General features: G+C 34.4%; 2 protein-coding genes and 1 pseudogene. 2 read left to right on the top strand and 1 reads right to left on the bottom strand.

Features of this window, described 5'->3' with window-relative positions:
* A partial coding sequence (locus H280_RS26250) for a hypothetical protein (protein WP_020063379.1) occupies nt 1-1,758 on the top strand: 1,758 nt, incomplete at its 5' end.
* A gap of 159 nt (nt 1,759-1,917) precedes the next feature.
* Here the strand turns inward: H280_RS26250 and H280_RS0122675 are convergent.
* A complete protein-coding gene (locus H280_RS0122675; RefSeq protein ID WP_020063378.1) occupies nt 1,918-2,505 on the bottom strand; it encodes a recombinase family protein in 588 nt (195 codons plus the stop codon).
* A 377-nt stretch (nt 2,506-2,882) separates the two neighbouring features.
* Here H280_RS0122675 and H280_RS24265 point away from each other — a divergent pair.
* Nucleotides 2,883-3,268: pseudogene (locus H280_RS24265) on the top strand (PQQ-binding-like beta-propeller repeat protein); the annotation flags it as partial.

Below are 3,268 nucleotides of genomic sequence, written 5' to 3'. Positions count from 1 at the left end.
GGATCTATTAATAAAAGTTGGGAGAAAAGTGTATCCACGCAGCATTCCTTTAATGTTGGTCTAACTGTTGGAGGCGGTGTTGAAGGTTCAGCAGCAGGCCCTGTACCAAAAGCTGATGCTTCATTAAATGTAGGCTATGGATATTCAAAAACTAACACTGAAACAGAGAGCTATTCTAATAATTTTGATTGGTCTACTGCAACGACAATTGATACAGCAAAAGCAGCAAAAGTAAGTTTGCAGTTAGAATATAAAAACGTAGGTACAGCATCAGCTGAAAACGTTTCTCCTCACTTTAATATTCGCCTAGGAGACAAGATTATTAATACCGTAAAGGCAACGCAAGATCGTTATAAAGCACAGCATTTAAGCACAGAAAAAGGCGGAAGAAATAAAACAGAAGTATTAATTGACAGTTTAGAAGGTCAAGCAGATGTAAATATTTATTTAACGTTAGATGAATTAAAAGCTGTTGAGCAAGGTGCGCTTCTTTCTGTTGAAGTATTACCTACGAGCACAATGGACGTGTCTATCGAACAAGACGGAGAATTTAAAAATTTAGGAGATGCAGGAAAATATGAATCTCGTGTAAATGCTTCTACTGGATTACTAGAAACAGATATCGGGAATAAGCCGAAGTTTAGAGTGTATGCACCAGACGGTGTTGGTACGAATACAAATTTAAACTTGAATGAGGTTTTAAAACATATTAACGTAGATTCTAAAAAAGTAAATGCGCTTGTAGAAAATTACTTTGGACAGCGAAACATCTTTGAGAAAGACGATTTAGAAAATGTAAAAGAAGAGGCTGTAACAAAAGGAATTAAATTGGGTGTTTTTGAACAATTACAGCCACCAACATTATCATATAGTGCTTATGATCCAATTAAGAAAAAGCTTTATGCGGCAGTCGTACCGGGCTTATTTGGAGCAAGTAATGAAATTTCCGCTACTTTTGAAAAGAAAAATTCTAAAGCAACACAGCAAGTAACATTAGTGAAGAATGGAAATATATATGAGTCTAAAGAAACTATAAGCTTAGATCAATTCGATCCATCAAAAGAAGTGACATTTGAAATCAACGATGTACAAAAGAAGCTTCCAACACAAAAAACTTCTACAGTTGTTAAGTACAATAAAGAGTTTGATAACTTATTAGTAGATAATGAAGGTGAATTGATTGTCGAAGGAAAACCTTATTATTTGAAAACGTCTGCGAAGGTAAATGATCAAGGTGTAATAGAGAAATGGAATGCTGCAAGTGTTTTAGAGCAAAGTATAAATGGGAAATATGTGCACTTTAGTCTAAAGGGAAATAATTGGGATGGATTGAGATTAGGACCGAAAAAACAAGCAATACATGGACCAGATATTGAAGCTACATCAGTAATTATTGAGAGAAAAGGTCAGTCTAGACCAGGACAACCAATTAGCAAAGATGAAGAAGTATTCCTTAAATTTACGAACAGTACTCATGGTGGCTATCAGTACCTTAACGTTGGAAATGGATATGATTATAGTTGGTTAGATCAAGAGCGTAACAGATCTACGATTAAATTAGATAAAATTTCGAATGAAAAGAGCTTCTATTTAAAATCTGATTCTACTTATATCACGTTTAGAGAAAATCCTTGGAGTGCGAGTGTCGCAGATGATGGGATTCTTCCATTCGTAGCTGCTGGAGAGCGTATTTTAAAACCTGATCATACAACTTCACCAAGTAATGACCACAAATGGGAATTAGAAAGTATTAAATAAAGTAAGGAATTAAAAGACTGCAAAGCCTTTCTTTCAAAAAGTTTTGCAGTCTGTTTCTATTTTTCCGTGTATCCAAGAATGGATTAGGGGTACAGTTTTTATGGCCAAATATTCTTTGAACACTGGATGCATAGATAGCGCGTGTTATGAATAACTTTCCTAATAACCATTTCGTTTTAATGTACGATAAATAGTAGTTCTGTCCACATTTAAAAAATCAGCAATTTCCTGTTTTGTCTTTCCTTGATCAAGTAACTCGAGTATCAAATCTGTTTTAGATTTATTGATTTTAGGCGTTCTCCCCAGTTTCCCGCCATTTTCTACATACTTCATACGACCAGCCTGTGTTCGCTCTAATATATAGTTCCGTTCAATATCAGCGAATAAAGATAAGATTGTAACCATTACTTTAGTAGTCATGTCATCTTTCTTCCGAGTATCAATGTTGTCATTAATAGCAATGACGCCAATGTCATTTTTGATCAGTTTTTCATGGGTACGAATCATATCAGAAAGATTTCTACCTAAACGATCTAATTTATAGACAATAAGTGTATCCCCTGGGTTTAATTGCTGTATAAGAATTTGGAATTGTTCTCTCTCCATATTTTTGCCGCTTTGCTTTTCCTCAAAAATATAGTCCTCTAACAATTCAATTTCATTCGTTTCACAATATGTAAGTATTGCTTTTTTCTGGAATGTGTAATCTTGTTGCGGAGTTGATACTCGAATATATGCGTAATTCATTTTTTGCGCCCCTAACGTTGCATAAGTCTATTTTTCTATTTTGCTACAAATATCGTAACATTTTTGGACTCTAATTTGCAACGTAATATATGCAACGTTGTGACGCTATAAAAATCAAGACCAAGTGGAGTGTTGCATAAATGTTAATTTTTGCAACACTTGCCTTGGGGCTATTTTATGCTTAACGTACAAGGTGTCGACTGGAATGTGTCCAAATTGTGTCGTAACGTACAATTTTCTTTTTTTGATATGGTGAGGCCTAATAAGTAAGGCTTTTTTATTTTGATAATTACTTAAAGCAATAAATTACAATATATAGTTAATATGTTATTATTTTAAATGTTATGTCTCACAAATTATTACATAGGAGGAAAACTATGAAAAAGAAATTTATGTTAATGCTGCTACTGTTTTCGTTGATGGTAGGATTAAGTCCTCGTTCAATAACACAGGCGCAAACTATTAGCACACAAGGTGATCAATTTGAACAAGGGAATTATGATCTACAAGCCGAATTTCCTTTTGGACAAAGTTGGAACAAGAATTCACCATATGCTGGAACGGATGTTAATAAGGTGAAATGGGAATACAAACTTTACTTTAACGATGGTTCCAACGATAATCTTGTACAGGCATTCTCTTCCCCCCCAGCAATTGGACGAGATGGAACTGTATATGCAACAAATCAAAATGGTAAGTTATATGCATTTAATAAAGACGGCTCTATCAAATGGGTTAAAGAGGATATGGTAACAGCACATAC

The sequence above is a fragment of the Bacillus sp. 123MFChir2 genome (genome assembly GCF_000383235.1).
Lineage (GTDB): Bacteria > Bacillota > Bacilli > Bacillales > Bacillaceae_G > Bacillus_A.
This window is presented reverse-complemented; position numbering and strand designations above follow the sequence as displayed.

What these genes read in the sequence shown, in the direction of transcription:
- H280_RS0122675 (WP_020063378.1), bottom strand. Translation starts at nt 2,505, where the DNA reads ATGAATTACGCATATATTCGAGTATCAACTCCGCAACAAGATTACACA.